This window comes from Streptomyces sp. NPDC048516 (assembly GCF_043199875.1).
Classification (GTDB): Bacteria; Actinomycetota; Actinomycetes; order Streptomycetales; family Streptomycetaceae; genus Streptomyces.
In genome coordinates, this window is the sequence record NZ_JBICWS010000009.1 from 320,774 (window position 1) to 339,465 (window position 18,692).

The 18,692-nt window shown below is 74.8% G+C and carries 1 protein-coding gene; it reads left to right on the forward strand.

The window, feature by feature from the left end:
- Positions 1-47 precede the first annotated feature (47 nt).
- Positions 48-18,686 carry a non-ribosomal peptide synthase/polyketide synthase gene (locus tag ACGFR7_RS20525; RefSeq protein ID WP_393320960.1) on the forward strand — a complete coding sequence of 6,213 codons (18,639 nt, stop codon included), beginning with the start codon at positions 48-50 and terminating at the stop codon, positions 18,684-18,686.
- The last annotated feature ends 6 nt before the right edge of the window (positions 18,687-18,692 follow it).

Sequence of the window (18,692 nt, forward strand, 5' to 3'; positions counted from 1 at the left end):
CGATGTCCTGCCGCACTGCCCGTCCCCGCTGAGAAGGACCGACCTCCATGACGGACCAGCACGAAAGTTCAGCCCCGGAGTCCGCATCGCCGCAGGACCGGACCGTTGCTCCGGTCCCCGGGGCCGGTCCGGTCCGCCCGGGGACCGGCACCCCGCTCGGGGACCTGTTCGCCGCATGGGTGGCCCGCACCCCGCACGCACCCGCGGTGACGGACGGCCGGCGGACCTGGTCCTACCGCGAGGTCGACCGGCTGGCCAATCGCCTCGCCCACGACCTCATCGGACGCGGGGTGGGGCCGGAGCGGACGGTGGCCGTGGTACTGCCGCGCTCGGTCGAACTCGTCATCGCGGAACTCGCCGTGGCCAAAGCCGGCGGTGCCTTCCTGCCGGTCGACCCGGCGTACCCCGCCGAACGCCGCGCCCTGATGCTGTCCGACGCCCGGCCGGCCGTGGTCATCGACGACCTGGCGCAGACCCGGCCCCCCACGGGTCCTGACCGTGCGCCGCAGGACGGCGACCGGCTCGCGCCATTGTGCGCGGAGCACCCCGCCTACGTCATCTACACCTCGGGATCCACCGGCACCCCCAAGGGGGTGACGGTGACCCACGCGGGTCTGGGCCCCTTCGCCGCGGCGGCCGCCGCCCGGTACGACGTCATGCCGGGCGCCCGCGTCCTGCAGTTCTCCTCCCCGAGCTTCGACGCCTCCGTCCTGGAGCTGTGCATCTCCCTGCTGGCGGGCGCGACCCTCGTCGTACCACCCGAGGGGCCGTGGCTGGGCGAAGAACTCGCGGACGTCCTGGCGGACCACCGCATCACCCACGCGCTCATCCCGCCGGCCGCGCTCGCGACCGTGCCCGCCCCGACGGACGGCCACGGCCTGCCCGACCTGCGGACCCTGATCGTGGGCGCCGAAGCCTGCCCGGCCGAGCTGGCCGACCGCTGGGCGGCGGGGCGCCGGCTGATCAACTCCTACGGCCCCACCGAGGCCACGGTGGTCGCGTCCTGGACCGGGCCGCTGGCCGTGGGCGGCGGCACGCCGTCCATCGGCAGGCCGCTGCCGCACACCCGGGTCCAGGTGCTGGACGCGGCGATGCGGCCGGTGCCGGCGGGAGCCGGCGGAGAGCTGTACGTGGGCGGCGCCGGGGTGGCACGCGGCTACCTCGGCCGCCCGGGGCTGACGGCCGCGCGCTTCGTCGCCGACCCGTACGGACCGCCCGGCACCAGGCTCTACCGCACCGGGGACCTGGTGCGCCGGCACGCCGACGGCGAACTGGAATTCCTCGGGCGGGCCGACCGGCAGGTCAAGGTGCGCGGCTTCCGCATCGAACCCGGGGAAATCGAGGCGGTGTTGACCCGGCACCCCCGCGTCGGTGAAGCGGTGGTCATCGTGCGCGAGGACGAGCCGGGGCGGCAGCGGCTCGTCGCCTACGTCACCCCGGCCGGCCCCGTCCGGCCCCCGCAGCCCGCGGAGTTGCGCTCCCTGGTCTCCCGCAGCCTGCCGGCCCATATGGTGCCCTCCGCCGTCGTCGTCCTCGACGCGTTCCCGCTGACCGCACACCACAAGATCGACCGCCGGGCGCTCCCCGCACCCGAACCGGCCCGCGCCCCGGAACACGGCCACATCGCCCCCCGGACACCCACCGAGCGGACCCTGGCCGGTATCTGGTCAAAGGTGCTGTCGGTGTCCACCATCGGCACCGGGGACGACTTCTTCGCACTCGGCGGGGACTCCGTCCTCGCCGTGCGGGTGCTGTCCCGGATCCGTGAAGAGTTCGGCGACCGGCTGTCCGTGCGTGACCTGTTCACCGCCCGGACGATCGCCGCACTGGTGCCGCTCCTCGGCGACCCGGCCACCACGGGCCCGGCGACACCGATCACCCCGGTCCCGCGCGACCGTCCGCTGCCGCTGTCCGGCGCCCAGCAACGGCTGTGGTTCCTCGACGACCTGACGGCCGGCGACACCGAGTACAACACCGGCGTCGGGGTGCGCCTGGGCGGTCCGCTGGACGCCGCCGCGCTGCGCCGCGCCCTGGACCGGCTCGCCGCGCGCCACGACTCCCTGCGCACCACCTTCACCACGGTGGACGGCCGTGGTGTGCAACGCGTCGACACCACCGCCTCCCTGCCGTTGCGCACCGCCGACCTCGGCGCCCTCCCCGCCGAGCGCCGGGACGCGGCGGCCGAGCGGCTGCTCGTCGAGGAGCTGGAGACCCCCTACGACCTGCGCGAGGGCCCCCTCACCCGGGCCCTGCTGGTCCGGCTCGCCGACGAGGAGCGGCTGCTGCTCCTGGCGCAGCACCACATCGTCACCGACGGCTGGTCGGTCGGCGTGCTGGTCCGTGAACTGGCCGCGCTGTACGCCGCCGAGGCGGCCGGCGGCCCGGACGGCCTGGCAGAACCGGTCCTCCAGTACCCCGACTTCGCCGTGTGGGAGCGCGCGCACCCCGCCCCGGACCGGGACGCCGCCGACCTCGCGTACTGGAAGCGGCACCTCACCGGTCTGCCGCAGCTGGACCTGCCCACGGACCGCCCCCGCCCGCCGGTGCGCACCACGGCGGGCGCGGCCCACCGCCACGACCTGCCGGCCGACCTGGCCGAACGCCTCGGCGCGCTCGCCCGGTCCAAGGGCACGACGCTCTTCACCCTGTTCGCCGGGGCGGCCTCGGTGCTGTTCTCCCGCTACACCGGCCAGCGCGACGTCGTGTTCGGCACCGTCACCAACGGGCGCACCCACCGGGAACTGGAGGAGGTCACCGGCTTCTTCGTCAACACCCTGGTGCTGCGCAGCGACGTCGATCCCGCCGCCACCGTCGACCACTTCCTGGACACCGTGCGGGCGACGCTGCTGGACGCCTTCAGCCACGACGGCGTCCCGTTCGACCGGGTGGTCGAGGAGCTGGCACCGCGGCGCGACCCCAGCCGCACCCCGCTGGTGCAGGTCCTGGTAGTCCAGCAGACCGCCATGGTGCACCCGCAGGAAGCCGGCGGCGTACGGATCGAGGAGCACCCGCTGCCGCGCCCGGCCGCACGCTTCGACCTGGTCCTGGAGTTCCTGCCGCGCAGCGACGGGTCCTTCGGGCTGACCGTCGAGTACAACACCGACCTGTTCGACGCCGGCACCGTGGCCCGGATGAGCCGTCAGCTGCACCTCCTGCTGGAGGGGATGGCGGACGGCCCGCAGCGGACCGTCGCCGAACTGCCGCTGCTGACCGACGACGAGCGGCGCACCATGCTCGACGCCTGGAACGCCCCGCAGCAGGCCGGCCCGGACACCACCCTGCCCGAGCTCCTGGAGGCGCAGACCCTGCGCACTCCCGGCCGGACCGCCGTGCTCTGCGGGGACACCCAGCTCACTTACGACGAGGTGAACCGGCGCGCCAACCGCCTGGCCCGGCTGCTGGTCCGCCGCGGGGCGGGCCCCGAGACCCTGGTGGCGCTGGCCCTGCCGCGCTCGGCCGACCTGGTCCCCGCCCTGTGGGCGGTACTCAAGGCGGGTGCGGGCTACCTGCCGGTGGACCCCGGCTATCCGGCCGAGCGCATCCGCTTCATGCTCAGCGACGCCGAGCCGGCCCTCGTGCTGACCACCCGGGACACGGCCGGCGCGCTGCCCGGGGGCGCCGAGCGGCTGGTGCTGGACGACCCGGAGACCGCGGCCGAGTGGGCCGGGCATACGGAGGACGATCTCACCGACGCCGAACGGGTCCGGCCGCTCGACCCCTGCCACCCCGCGTACGTCATCTACACGTCCGGCTCGACCGGCCGTCCCAAAGGCGTCGTGGTCACGCATCGCAGCGTGGCGGATCTGGCGGCCTGGGCGGGAGCACAGTTCGGCCCGGAACGGCTGACGCATGTGGTGGCCTCCACCTCGCTCAATTTCGACGTCTCCGTCTTCGAACTGCTCTGCCCCCTGCTGTCCGGCGGCAGCATCGAAGTGGTGGCCGACCTCCCGGCCCTCGCCGACCGGCCGGGCACCGCGCCGCGGCAGGCGGGTCTCCTCAGCGGGGTGCCGTCGGTGATCTCCCGGCTGCTCACCCGGGACACCGGCACGGTCACGGCCGACACGGTGGTCCTGGCGGGCGAGGCGCTGCCGGCGCAGACCGTACGGGAGATCCGCGAGACGATGCCGTCCTCCCAGGTCGCCAACATCTACGGCCCGACCGAGGCGACGGTGTACGCCACGGCATGGTTCGCCGACGACGACACGCCCGAGCAGGCCCCGCCCATCGGCCGGCCCGTCGCCCGGACCCGCTGTTACGTCCTGGACAGCATGCTGCGCCCGCAACCACCGGGCGTCACAGGCGAGTTGTACCTCGGGGGAGGGGGCCTGGCCCGGGGGTACCTCAGGCGTCCCGGCCTGACCGCCACCCGGTTCCTCGCCGACCCCTTCACCGCCCCCGGCAGCCGGATGTACCGCACCGGCGACCTGGTGCGCTGGACCACCGACGGTGAGCTGGAGTACCTGGGCCGGGCCGACCAGCAGGTCAAGGTGCGGGGCTTCCGTATCGAGCTGGGTGAGGTCGAGGAGGCGCTGCTGCGCTGTGCGGGGGTGGCCCAGGCGGCCGCCGCCACCCGGGAGAGCGGCGGCCACAAGCGGCTGATCGGCTATGTCGTCCCGGCCCCCGGGGCAGAGCCCGCCCCGAACGCGATACGCCGGCTGCTCGGCCGCAGCGTGCCCGACTACATGGTGCCCGCCACGGTCGTCGTCCTGGACGCGATGCCGCTCAACCCCAACGGCAAGCTGGACCGCGGCCGGCTGCCCGACCCGGACTGGACCACTGCCGGTACGGCGGACCACGCCGCGCCGCGCACCGCCACCGAACGGGCGCTCGCCACCGTGTGGGCCGACGTGCTGCGGGTCGAGCGCGTCGGCGTCGACGACAACTTCTTCTCGCTGGGCGGCGATTCGATCCTCAGCATCCAGGTGGTCGCCCAGGCGCGGCAGGCAGGCCTGGCCGTCACCTCGCGCGACGTGTACCGGCACCAGACGGTCGCCGCCCTCGCGCAGTGCGTGGACGCCGCCGGGCAGCCGGCCCCGGGCCCGGACCCCGAGGCGGAGGCCACCGGCCCGGCGCCGCTGACGCCCATTCAGCACTGGCTGTTCGAGAGCGACCCCGAGCGGGCCGGTCACTTCGCCCAGACGATGTCCGTCGAGCTGGCCGACGGCCTCGACGCCACGGCGCTGGAAGCCGCCCTGCACGACGTGGTCGCCCACCACGACGCCCTGCGCTCGCGCTTCGAGCGGGACGGCGACGGCCGGTGGCACCAGCACATCGACCGCGACGCACCCGGATTCGCGCTGCGCCGCCACAGCGGCCCCGGCGACGACGCCCCGCACCACGGGCCGTTCGACCTGAGCCGCGGCCCCCTGCTGCGCGCCGTGCTCCACGACCGGGGCACCGGTCTGCCTCCCGTCCTGCACCTGGCCGTCCACCACCTGGTGGTCGACGGCGTCTCCTGGCGGCTGCTGCTGGAGGACCTGGACCGGGCCTACCGCGCACGGTGCGCGGGAGCGGACGCCGCGCTGCCGCCGAAGTCCTCCCCGCTGCGCCACTGGGCGAAGCGGCTGACCGGGCACGCCGGAACCGGCGGCTTCGAGGACGAGACGGACTACTGGACGGCGCTCGCCCGCACCTGTGACCCGGCGCTGCCGGCCGACCTCGCCGGCGCCAACACCTATGCGTCGGCCCGCTCGGTGACCGTGCGCCTCACCCCGGCGGACACCGCCGCCGTGCTGCACACCCTGCCGGGGGCCTTCCGTACCCAGGTCAACGACGTGCTGCTGAGCGCGCTGGGCCGGGTGCTGCAGGAGTGGACCGGACGCGACCGGGTCCCGGTCGACCTGGAGGGCCACGGCCGGGAGGAGCTGTTCCCCGATGTGGACCTGAGCCGTACCGTCGGCTGGTTCACCACCCGCTACCCGGTCGCCCTCACCGTGGCGCGGGACGCCGACCGGTGCACCGTGCTGAAGTCGGTCAAGGAGCAGTTGCGCGCCGTGCCCCGCCGCGGCCTCGGCTACGGCGTCCAGCGGCACCTGCTCCGGCCGGAAGGCCTGCCCGCCACCCCGACCGCGGACATCAGCTTCAACTACCTCGGCCAGTTCGGCACGCCGGGCGGTGGCGGCAGCCTCTACCGCGGCCCCTACCGCGAACTGGCGCTGGACGCCGACCCCGCCGCGCCGCGCCCGCACGCCCTGGAGGTCGTCGGCCGACTGGACGGCGACGCCCTGGAGTTCACCTGGTTCTACTCGGCGAACCTCCACCACGAGGAGACCGTCACGCGCCTCGCCGGACACTTCGCCGGGGAGCTGGGCGACATCGCCCGGGACGCCAGCCGGCCCGGAGCCGGCGGCCGCACCCCCTCCGACTTCCCGCTGGCCGCGCTCGACCAGCCCACCGTGGACCGGCTGGTGGGCGACGGCAGCACCGTCGAGGACATCCACCCGCTCACCCCCACCCAGGCCGGCATGCTCTTCCACCGGCTCTCCCAGGACGACCAGAGCGTCTACTTCCAGCAGCTCACCTTCGTCCTGGACGGCGTGCCCGACCCGCAGGCCCTCGCCGCGGCCTGGCAACAGGTCACGGACCGCACCCCGGTGCTGCGCGGACGTGTCGTCTGGCAGGACGTGCCCGAACCGCTGCTGGTGGTGGAGCGCGGCGTCACCGTGCCGGTCAGCCGGCTGGACTGGCGGGCCCTGCCGGACGACGAGCGCCGGACGGCACTGCGAGAACTGCTCGACCGCGACCGGCGGCGCGGGATCGACCTCGACCGTGCCCCGCTGCTGCGCCTGGCCTTGGCCCGGCTCTCCGACACCGAGGTCCGGGTGGTGTGGTCCTTCCACCACCTGGTGCTCGACGGCTGGAGCCTGTTCCAGGTGCTCTCCGATGTCTTTTGCTGCCACGCCGCGCTGCGCGGCACCGCGTCAGCGGACGGTGCCGCGCCCGTGGCGGCGGGCCTGCCCAGCCGCCGGCCGTTCCGCGACTATGTGGCCTGGCTGCAGGGCCGCGACTGGGCGGAAGCCGAACGGCACTGGCGGATGCGGCTCGACGGCTGGAGCGAGCCCACCGCCCTGCCCTACGACCGTGAGCCCCGCGAGACCCACCGCGCGGAGTCCACCGAGGCGGTACGGATCGCGCTGCCCGCCGCCACCACCCGGCGCCTGGACCGCCTGGCCAAGGACGCGGGCCTGACCATGAACACGCTGGTCCAGGGCGCCTGGGCGCTGCTGCTGGCCCGTCAGACGGGGCGCCGGGAGGTCGTCTTCGGCACCACGGTGTCGGGACGGCCGCCGGAGCTGCCCGGCGTCGAGGCCATGAACGGCCTGTTCATCGCGACCGTACCGACCCGGCTGACGGTCCCCGCCGACGGCACCCTGACGGCCTGGCTGCGCCGGGTGCAGGAGATCCAGACCGAGGACCGGCGCTTCGACTTCGTCCCGCTCGCCCGGCTGAAGGCGTTCAGTGACCTGCCCGAGCGGGTCCCGCTCTTCGACAGCATCGTGGTGTTCGAGAACTACCCGGTCGGCGGCGACCTCGCCGCCGCGCACGGACTGCGGCTGAGCGGCCTCGACGGCATCGAGACCACCAACTACCCGCTGAGCCTGGTCGCCTACCCGGGCCAGGAGCTGGCCCTGCGGCTCGGCTACGACCCGGAACTGTTCGACGCGGCCACCGTGGAGCGGATGGGGGAGTACCTCACCGTGCTGCTGGAGGGCCTGGCCGCGGACGCCGGGCGCCCGCCCGCCCGGCTGCCGGTGCTCGGCGCGGCACGCCGCCGCCAGGTGGTCGAGGAGTGGAACGACACCGCCGCCCCGCTGCCCGGGGGCACGGTCGCCGAGCTGTTCGCCGCCCAGGCCCGGCGCACCCCCGACGCCATGGCGCTGGACGCCGGGGACACCCGGCTCACCTACCGCGAACTCGACGCCCGTACCGACGCGTTGGCCCGCCGGCTGACCGGGCTCGGCGTGCGTCCGGAGTCCCCGGTCGGGGTCCTCATGGACCGGTCGGCCGCCCTGGTCATCGCGCAGCTGGCCCTCGCCAAGGCGGGCGGGGTGTACGTCCCGCTGGACGGCCGCGCGCCACGGGAGCGGCTGCGGCAGGTGCTGGCGGAGACCACGGCGGAGCTGGTGCTCACCGACGCCGCCTGGGAGGAGGCCGCCCGCGAGGCGGCACCCGGCGGGCGCACCCTGCTGGTGACGGACGAGGCCGCACCGGCCGGGACCCGCGCTCCGCAGGACGCGCCGCTGCCCGCCCTCCACCCCGACAACGCGCTCTACCTGATGTTCACCTCCGGCTCCACCGGCCGCCCCAAGGGGGTCGCGGTGCGCCACCGGGACGTCGTGGCGCTCGCCTTCGACCGCGCCTTCGGCGGACACGACCGGGTCCTGGTGCACTCCCCGCAGGCCTTCGACGCGGCCACCTACGAACTGTGGGTGCCCCTGCTGCGCGGCGGCCGGGCCGTCCTCGCCCCGCCGGCCGACGTGGACGCCACCACGGTGCGCCGGGCGATCCGTGAACAGGGCGTCACCTGCCTGTGGCTGACCGCCGGGCTGTTCCGCCTGCTGTCCCAGGAGGACCCCGCGTGCCTGCGGGGCGCCCGGGAGGTGTGGACCGGCGGCGAGGCCGTGCCGGGCGCCGCGGTCCGCCGGGTCCTGGACGCCTGCCCGGACCTGACCGTGGTCGACGGCTACGGCCCCACCGAGACCACCACCTTCGCGACCCGCCGGGCCTTTTGCTCCGGCGACCCGCTGCCCGCCGCCCTGCCCATCGGACGCCCGCTGGACAACACCCGCGTCTACGTCCTGGACGACGCGCTGCAGCCCCAGCCGCCGGGCATCCCGGGAGAGCTCTACGTCGCCGGCGCCGGGCTCGCCCGCGGCTACGCCGGCCGCCCCGGCGCGACCGCCGAACGCTATCTGGCCGACCCGTTCGGCCCGGCCGGCAGCCGGATGTACCGCACCGGCGACATCGTGCGCTGGAGCGCCGACGGTGAACTCCACTTCGTGGGGCGCGCCGACGACCAGATCAAGATCCGCGGCTTCCGCGTCGAACCGGCCGAGATCGAGGCCCAGCTCACCCGCCATGCCGCCGTCGCCGAAGCGGTGGTGGCCGTCCCCGAGGACGGCGGCCGCAAGCGCCTGGTCGCCTACCTCGTCCCCGCCCCGGAGGCGACGGTGCCGCAGGCCCGGGAGCTGCGCGCCCACCTCGCCGCCGAGCTGCCCGACTACCTGGTCCCCGCCGCGTTCGTGACCCTGGACGCGCTGCCCCTGACCGGCAACGGAAAGGTGGACCGGCGCCGGCTGCCCGCCCCCGACTGGTCGGCCGCCACTGCTGGTGAGCACCGCGCGCCGCGCACCGAGGCCGAGCGGATCCTCGCGGAGATCTGGTGCGCCCTGCTGGGCGTCGACCGGGTGGGCGTCGAGGACAACTTCTTCATGCTGGGCGGCGATTCGATCCTCAGCATCCAGGTCGTCTCGCGCGCCCGCCGGGCGGGCCTGACCCTGACCCCCAGGGACCTGTTCCGCCACCCCACCATCGCCGCCCTGGCCGCCGCCACCGGCGCCGCCGCACCCCTGAGCGGCACCGGCCCGGTGACCGGGGACATCGCCCTCACCCCGATCCAGCACTGGTTCCTCGACGCCCGGCCGGAGCGCCCCGGGTACTTCAACCAGTCCCTCGTCATCGAACTGGCCGAGGAGCCCGACCCGCGGGCGCTGCACGAGGCGCTGCACGCCCTGTGGGCCCACCACGACGCCCTGCGGGCCCGCTTCGCGCAGCGGGCGGACGGCACCTGGCACCAGCACTGCCCCGCCCCGGACGCCACCGCACCGCAGCTGCTGCAGGTGCACGACCTGGCCGGACGGGACGAGGCGGAATGCGCCGCCGCGGTCGAGGACGCCATGGCCGAGGCGCACGCCGGCTTCCGGCTGGACACCGGCCCCCTGCTCGCCGCCCGCCTGTTCACCGGCGCCCGCGACCTGCCGCCGCGGCTGTTCCTGACCGTCCACCACCTGGCGGTCGACGGGGTCTCCTGGCGGGTGCTGCTGGAGGACCTGGAGAGCACCTACCGGCAGGCCCGCAACGGTGACCCGGTGGCCCCGCCCGCCCGGACCACCTCCGTACAGGAGTGGGCCCGCCGGCTGCACGACCGCACCGAGTCCGGCGGCTTCGACGGCGAGCGGGCGCACTGGAGCGCGGTGGCCCAGCAGTGCGCTGCCCCGCTGCCCGTCGATGCCGACGGCACCAACACGATCGCCGACCTGCGCTCGGTCACCGTCCGCCTGGACCGCGGGCGGACCGGCGACCTGCTGCAGAAGGTGCCCGGCGTCTACCGCACACAGATCAACGACGTGCTGCTCACCGCGCTCGGCCGGGTGCTGGCCGACTGGACCGGCGAACGCACCGTCGCCGTCGGCCTGGAGGGACACGGCCGCGAGGACCACCTCTTCGAGGGCGTCGATCTGTCCCGTACGGTCGGCTGGTTCACCTCCCTGTTCCCCGTCGCCCTGGACGTCCAGGACGGCGACTGGGCCGCGGCGCTCAAGTCCGTCAAGGAACAACTGCGCGCGGTACCCGGCCGGGGTCTCGGCCACGGAGCGCTGCGCCACCTGGCGGGCGCCGCGGAACTCACCGGCACGCCCCAGCCCCTCATCAGCTTCAACTACCTCGGCCGGTTCGACTGGTCCGGCGACGGCGAGCTGATCCGCGCCGTACGCGGCGGACTGGACGGCGCCGCCGCGCCCGGGACCGTCCGGCCGCACCTGCTGGACGTGGTGGGCCGGGTCGAGGACCGGTGCCTCGAACTCACCTGGTACTACAGCGGCCGGGTCCACCACGAGGAGACGGTGACCATGCTGGCCACCGGCATGCTCACGGCGCTGGAGGACATCGTCGCGCACTGCGCAGGACCGGACGCCGGCGGCCGCACCCCCTCCGACTACCCGCTCGCCCGCCTCGACCAGGCGGCCGTGGACCGGGTCGCGGCGGACGGCCGCGCGGTGGAGGACATCTACCCGCTGACGCCGATGCAGGCGGGCATGCTGTTCCACAGCCTGATGGACCCCGACTCCCACACCTACTTCAACCAGGTCCAGCTGGTGCTCTCCGGCGTCACCGACCCCGCCGCGCTCGCCACGGCCTGGCAGCAGACGGCCGACGCCAACCCGATGCTGCGCACCCGCCTGGTGTGGGCCGAGACCGCCGAACCGCTCCAGATCGTCCAGACGCGGGCCACCGTGCCCGTCACCCACCACGACTGGTGCGGGTGGACCCCCGAGGCGTGCGAGCAGGCGCTGACCACCCTGCTCGCCGAGGACCGGGCGGCCGGTCTCGACCTCGCCGCCGCCCCGCTGATGCGGCTGGCCCTGATCAAGCTGTCCGACGACCGGGTCCGGCTGGTGTGGACGTTCCACCACATCCTGCTCGACGGCTGGAGCGCGGCCCAGGTCTTCGACGAGATCTGCGAACGGTACGCGGCGCTCACCGCGGGCCGCCGGCCCGAGGTCCCCGCCCGCCCGCCGTTCGGCAGCTACCTGCGCTGGCTGGCGGAGCAGGACAGCACCCAGGCCGAGCGGCACTGGCGTACCGCGCTGGCCGGATTCACCTCACCGACCGAACTCCCGCGGGACCGCAAGCCCCTGGAGGCCCACCGCGCCTCATCGTCGGGCTCGGTCCACGTCACCCTGGACGAGGCCAACTCCGCCCGTATGCGGGAGACCGCGCAGCACGCCGGCCTCACCATGAACACCGTGCTGCAGGGCGCCTGGGGCCTGCTGCTCTCCCGCTACGGCAACAGCGACGACGTGGTCTTCGGCACCACCGTCTCCGGCCGGCCCGCCGCGCTGCCCGGGGTGGAGTCCATGGTCGGCCTGTTCATCAACACCCTCCCCACCCGGGTGCGGGTCGATGGGCACCGCGCGCTGCTGGACTGGCTGCGCGACCTGCAGACCGCCCAGTCGGAGTCGCGGCGCTACGACTTCGTCTCCCTGACCGAGCTCCAGACCTGGAGCGAAGTCCCGCGCGGGAGCGGCCTGTTCGACAGCATCGTGGTCTTCGAGAACTACCCCTTCGACGGCGACGCCCTCGCCCGGCACGGCCTGGGCATCCAGCAGGAACGCGATCTGGAGCCCACCAACTACCCGCTCAGCGTGATCGTCGCCCCCGGCGAACGCCTCACCGTGGCCCTGGACTACGACCCGGCGGCCTTCGACGCGGCGACGGTCGAGCGGCTGGGCACCTGCCTGCGGGTCCTGCTGACGGAGATGGCGGCCGACCCGGACCGCCGCCTGGGCGACCTGCCGCTGGTCACCGCGGACGAACGCGGGCGCATCCTGCGGGAGTTCGGCGGAGCTGCCGTCGCACAGCCGCGGCGCGTCCTGCCCCAGGTGTTCGAGGAGCAGGCGGGCCGCACCCCGCACGCCACCGCCGTACTGGCCGGCGACGACCGGCTCACCTACCGGGAGCTGAACGAACGCGCCAACCGGCTGGCCCGGCTGCTGATCGCCTCGGGCGCCGGCCCGGAGCGGTTCGTCGCCCTCGCGCTGCCGCGCACGGCCGACCTGATCGTGGCCCTGCTGGCCGTGCTCAAGAGCGGCGCCGGCTACCTTCCGGTCGACCCCAAGTACCCGGCCGAGCGGGTCTCCTTCCTGTTCGACGACATCGGGCCGGACATCGTGCTCACCACCGCCGCCCTGGCAGGACGGCTGCCCGAAGGGCCCGCCACCCGGATCGCGCTCGATGATCCCGGGACCGCGGACCGGCTCGCCGGGCAGTTCGGCGCCGATATCGGCGACGGCGAGCGGACCGGCGCGCTGCTGCCCGCCCACCCCGCCTACGTCATCCACACCTCGGGCTCCACCGGCCTGCCCAAGGGCGTGGTGGCCACCCACGGGTCGGTCGTCGCACTGGCCGACTGGGCGGCCGGCGAGTTCGGCGGCCGGGGCCTGTCCCACGTCGTGGCGTCCACCTCGCTCAACTTCGATGTGTCGGTCTTCGAGATCTTCAGCCCGCTGCTGTCCGGCGGCTGCGTCGAGATCGTCAGCGACCTGCTGGCCCTCGCCGAACGCCCGGCCCCCTGGACCGCGAGCCTGCTCAGCGCCGTCCCCTCCGCCCTGGGCCAGCTGCTCGCCGAGGACACCGTGCACGTCACGGCGGACACCGTGGTGCTGGCCGGTGAGGGTCTTGCGGCCCGTACCGTGCGGGAGGTCCGCGCCGCCGTACCCGGCTGCCGGGTCGCGAACATCTACGGCCCCACCGAGGCCACCGTCTACGCCACGGCCTGGTACTGCGACCCGGCCGATCCCGACCGCACGCCGCCGATCGGCAGCCCGGTCGCCGGAGCCCGGGCCTATGTCCTCGATCCGCACCTGCGGCCCGTCCCCGTCGGGGTACCCGGCGAGCTCTACCTCGCCGGGACCGGTGTGGCGCGCGGCTACTTCGCGCGGCCCGGGCTGACCGCCAGGCGCTTCCTGGCCGACCCGTTCGGCCCCGCGGGCGAGCGGATGTACCGCACCGGCGACCTCGTGCGCTGGGATGCCGACGGACAGTTGGAGTACCTGGGCCGCGGCGACGACCAGGTCAAGGTGCGCGGCTTCCGCATCGAACTCGGCGAGGTCGAGGCCGCGCTGGCCCGGCACCCCGAGGTGGCCGAGGCCGCCGCGCGGGTCGTCGAGACCGACGGCCACAAACGCCTGGTGGGGTACGTGGTCACCCGGGGCGCGGCGGACGCCGACCCCGCCGAGGTGCGTGCCTTCCTGGCCCGGAGCCTGCCCGACCATCTCGTCCCCGCGGTCGTCGTCCCCCTGGAGCGGCTGCCGCTGGGAGCCACCGGCAAGCTCGACCGGCGTGCCCTGCCGGCGCCCGACTGGGCCGCCCCGGCCGCCGGTTACGTCCCGCCGCGCACGGACGCCGAGCAGACGCTCGCCGGTATCTGGGCCGAGGTGCTGGGCGTGGACCGGGTGGGCGCCGAGGACAACTACTTCGCACTCGGCGGCGACTCGATCCTCAGCATCCAGATCGTCTCCGCGGCCCGCCGCGCCGGCCTCGCGCTGACCCCGCGCCACCTGTTCGTCCACCAGACCGTCGCCGCCCTGGCCGCGGCCGCGGCGGAACTGCCGGTCACGGCGTCCACCGCCGAACAGGGCCCGGTGGTGGGCGAGGTGCCGCTCACCCCCGTCCAGCACTGGCTGTTCGACAACGTCCCGGAGAACCCCGGGCACTTCACCCAGTCGCTCTCGTTCCAACTGGCCGCCGAGGTCGACGAGGGCGCGCTGCGCGCCGCCCTGGCCGCGGTGCTGGAGCACCACGACGCCCTGCGCACGGTGTACGAGACGACCGGCGGCGGCCACCGGCGCCAGTACACCGCGGCGCCCGGTGCGGCCCCCGCCCTGGAGGTCCACGACCTCGCCCGCCTGGAGCCGCAGGACCGCGCCGCGGAGCTGCGCGCGCTGACGGCGGACCTGTGCGCGGGCTTCGACCTCGCCGGCGGGCCACTGCTGAAGACCGCGCTGTGCCACCTGGGCGACCAGGACCGCCCGGTCCTGGTGCTGGCCGCCCACCACCTGGTCGTCGACGCGGTGTCCTGGCGCATCATCCTGGAAGACCTCGACACCGCCTACCGCCGGGTGCGTTGCGGGGAACGGGCCGCGCTCGGCCCCAAGACCACCTCCTTCCGGGCCTGGGCGCAGCGGCTGCACGACCACACCGCGGCCGGCGGCTTCGACGGCGAACTCGCCTATTGGGGCGGTGCGGAGGGGCACACGGAGCTGCCCACCGACCGCTCGGGCCGCAATTCCGCGGACTCCGAGGACACCGTGACCGTCCGCCTGGAGGCCGAGGAGACCCGCCGGCTGCTCCAGGACGTCCCGGACGTCTACCGGACCCGGGTCAACGACGTCCTGCTGTGCGCCCTGGGCCGGGTGCTGGCCCGCTGGACCGGGCACGACCGGGTACGGATCGGGCTGGAGGGCCACGGCCGCGAAGAGATCTTCGATGACATCGACCTCTCCCGCACCGTCGGCTGGTTCACCACCATGTTCCCGGTCGCGCTGGACCTTCCGCCGCACGCGGACATCGCCACGGCGCTGAAGTCCGCCAAGGAGGGCCTGCGGGCGCTGCCCGGGCACGGCCTGGGACACGGCGCGCTGCGCCATCTGCGCACCCCCAAGGCCCCGGGGCTGCCGGCCGATCCGCAGATCGCCTTCAACTACCTGGGCCAGCAGGACTGGAGCGCGTCCGGCGGCGACGGGCTGCTGCACGCACCGTACGGCGCGCTGGAGGGCGACATGGACCGGGCGGCCGACCGGCCGCAACTGATCGACATCGTCGGCATGGTGGCGGACAAGCGCCTGGAGTTCACCTGGTCGTACTCGACGAACCTGCACCTGCGGTCCACCGTGGCCGCGCTGGCCGAGGAGATGACCGCCGAGCTGCGGGAGATCGTGCGGCACTGCGCGGAGCCGGACGCCGGCGGGCGCACGCCTTCCGACTTCCCGCTGGTCCGCCTCGACCAGGAAACCGTCGACCGGCTCGTCGGCGACGGCCGGGACGTCACGGATGTCTACCCGCTGACCCCCACCCAGACCGGAATGGTCTTCCACGGGCTCGACGAACCCGACCAGGGTCTCTACGTCGAACAGGCCACCTTCGTCCTGGACGGCGTCACCGACCCCCGGCTGCTGGCCGCGGCCTGGCAGCAGGTCGTCGACCGCACCCCCGTGCTGCGCAGCGCGGTGGTCCTGAACGAGGCGCCGCTGCCCCTGCAGACCGTCCACCGCTCCGTCGCCCTGCCCGTCACCGAGCTCGACTGGAGCGCGCTGACGCAGGAGCGGCGCGACGCCGGACTGGCGCGGCTGCTCGCCGAGGACCGGGACCGCGGGCTCGCCCTCGACCGGGCACCGCTGCTGCGGCTCACCCTCATCCGGCTCTCCCCGGCCGAGGTGCGGGTCGTGTGGACCTTCCACCATGTGCTGCTCGACGGCTGGAGCGTCTTCCAGGTCCTCTCGGACGTCTTCTCCTGCCATGCGGCGCTCGCCCGGGGCACCGCCCCGCACCTGCCCGACCGCAGGCCGTTCGCGGACTACGCCGCCTGGCTCGCCGCCCACGACACCGCCCCGGCCGAACAGCACTGGCGCGGTGCCCTGGCAGGCCTGACCGCACCCACCCCGCTGCCCTACGACCGGCGACCGGCGCCCGGCGCCCCCACCCGCGCCGGCACCTGGCTCTCCCGGCGGCTCGGTGAGCGGGAGAGCGCCGCGCTCCAGGACTTCGCCCGGCGCCACCACCTCACCCTCAACACCGTCGTCCAAGGGGTCTGGGGCCTGCTGCTGGCGCGCTGGAGCGGAGAGCGCGAGGTGTGCTTCGGTACGACGGTCTCCGGCCGGCCCGCCGACCTGCCCGGCGCCGACGCCATCACCGGCCTGTTCATCAACACCCTGCCGGTGCGGTGCGACGTGGACGGCGGCGCGGCCCCGGCGGACTGGCTGGGCTCTCTGCAGTCCGCACAGGCCGACGCCCGCGGCTTTGACCACGTCCCGCTGTCCGACCTGCGCAACTGGAGCGAACTGCCCGCCGGGGCGCCGCTGTTCGAGAGCCTGGTGGTCTTCGAGAACTACCCGATCAACGACACCGCGGCTACCGCACACGGCCTGAGCGTCCGCGATCTGCACGCCCTGGAAGCCACCAACTACCCGCTCACCGTGGTGATCTCGCCCGACACCCGGCTGAGTGTCGAACTCGGCTACGACCCGCGGTACTTCGAGGAGTCCACCGCCCGCTCCCTGGCCGCGCAGCTCGTGCACACCCTCGGCGCCCTGGCGGAACCCGGCGGCGCGACGACCGTGGACGGGATCGACATCCTGCCGCCGGAGGAGCGGGAGCGGCTGACCGGGCGCGGTGCCCCGACGGCCGGTGACCCGGTCCCGGCCGCCACCCTCGCCGCACTCGTCGAGGCGGCGGTCGACCGCCGGCCGGACGCCCCCGCCGTGAGCGCACCGGAACTCCGGCTCTCCTTCGCGCAGTTGGAGGCGCGGGCCAACCGCCTCGCACACCACCTCCTCACCCGGGGGACCGGCCCCGGCGACCTCGTCGCCCTGGTCCTGCCGAGATCGGCCGACATGGTCGTCGCCCAGCTCGCCACCGTCAAGACGGGCGCCGCCTACCTGCCGGTGGATCCCGGGTACCCGGCCGAGCGGATCGCGCTGATGCTGCGCGACGCCGCCCCGGCCGTCACCCTGGAGGCCGCCGAGGTCCACGACCTCCTGGCCGCCGGGGACGACGCCGCACCCGCCCCCCGGCCCACCGACCGGGACCGCGTCCGCCCGCTCGACCTCGACGACCCGGCCTACGTGATCTACACCTCCGGCTCCACCGGCACCCCCAAGGGCGTGGTCGTCACCCACCGCGGCCTGGCCGCCTTCGCCGCCGCCGAGGCCGATCACTACCGCGTGCGGCCGGGGGACCGGGTGCTGGCCTTCGCCACCCCCAGCTTCGACGCGTCCGTACTGGAGCTGTGCATGGCGCTGCCGGCCGGCGCCGCTCTCGTGGTGCCGCCGCCCGGACCGCTGCTCGGCGGGCAACTGGCCGAGGTGCTGCGCACGGAACGCATCAGCCACACCCTGCTGCCGCCCGCCGCGCTCGCCACGGTGCCGCCCGCCACCGCGGGAACCCTGCCGGACCTGCGCACCCTCATCGTCGGCGCGGACGCCTGCGGCGCCGACCTGGTCGCCCGCTGGGCACCGCACCACCGGATGATCAACTCCTACGGCCCCACCGAGACCACAGTGGTCGCCACCTGGTCCGGTCCGCTGGTGCCCGACGGCGCCGCGCCCCCTATCGGGCGCTCCCGCGCGGGCAGCCGCAGCTATGTGCTCGACGAGCGGCTGCGACCGGTCGCCGACGGCGTCCCCGGCGAGCTGTGGGTCAGCGGACCCTCGCTGGCCCGCGGCTACCTCCACCGTCCCGGCCTGACCGCCACCCGGTTCCTCGCCGACCCGTACGGCGCACCGGGCGGCAGGATGTACCGCACCGGCGACCTGGTCCGCCGCGACGCCCGCGGCGAGCTGCACTACCTCGGCCGTACCGACCACCAGATGAAGCTGCGCGGGCACCGGATCGAGGCAGGAGAGGTCGAGGCCGCCCTGGCGGGCCATCCGGCCGTCCGGGACGCCGTGGTGGCCGTACGGGAGGACGAGCCCGGAACGCCGCGCCTGGTGGCCCACCTGCTCGTCGCACCGGACGCCGAGATCCCGGCGGGCGCGGAGCTGCGCGCCTTCGCCGCGCGGACGCTGCCCGGCCACATGGTCCCCTCGGCCTTCGTCGTCCTGGAGCGCTTCCCGCTCACCGAGAACGGCAAGACCGACCGCGCGGCCCTGCCCGCACCCGGGCCCGACCTGCACGAGCCCACCGCACAGGTCGCCCCGCGCACCCCCACCGAGCAATTCCTCGCGGACGTCTGGTCCGAGGCACTGGAGACGGCCGTGGGTGCCGAGGACGACTTCTTCGCCCTCGGCGGCGACTCGCTGCGCAGCCTGCACATCGCCTCCCGGGTCAACGAGACCTTCGGCGTGGAGCTCACCCCCCGGGACGTGCTGACCGCCCGCACGGTCGCCGCCCTCGCGGACCTGGTGGAGGAACACGTCCTGCGCGAACTCGAAGACGCCGCTCGCGGCACCAGCGACCACAACGAACGGTGAGGAACG